The following is a 429-nucleotide window of genomic DNA, read 5'->3' as shown; positions in this document are numbered from 1 at the left end:
GTCCTCGGGCGCGTCCGGCAACATCGAGGCGCGCTCGGGGTCTCCCGCCAGCTGCTCGTAGCTCAGGACTCGGCTCGACGCCGCGCTCTCGACCATGCGGTGGTACTCGTCGAGGCTGACCCCGAGGGCGCCGGCAATCTCCGGCCCTTTGGCGTCACGGCCCGTGCGGTTCTCGATCGTACGAATCGCGAGAGATACCTGCTTAGCGTTGCGGAATGTCGAACGCGGCGTCCAATTCGAGCGTCGCGCCTCGTCGAGCATGGCGCCGCGGATGCGGATGCCGGCGTAGGTTTCGAAGTTGGCGCCCTTCGTCGGCTCGAAGTTCTGCGCCGCGTTCAGGAGGCCGATCATGCCCGCTTGAATCAGGTCATCGACCTCGATATGTGACGGCAAACGGCTGACGACGTGATAAGCGATGCGCTTGACGAG

At 65.3% G+C, this 429-nt stretch carries 1 protein-coding gene; it reads right to left on the bottom strand.

Going from position 1 to position 429, the window contains the following annotated elements:
- Nucleotides 1-417: sigma-70 family RNA polymerase sigma factor (locus tag I6F37_RS40965; RefSeq protein ID WP_225154514.1), on the bottom strand; the 417-nt coding region annotated here is incomplete at its 3' end.
- Nucleotides 418-429: the final 12 nt, after the last annotated feature.

Source organism: Bradyrhizobium sp. NBAIM08, from assembly GCF_020193935.1.
Lineage (GTDB): Bacteria > Pseudomonadota > Alphaproteobacteria > Rhizobiales > Xanthobacteraceae > Bradyrhizobium > Bradyrhizobium yuanmingense.
Note: the sequence above shows the minus strand (reverse complement) of the source record. Positions and strands in the feature narration are given on the sequence as shown.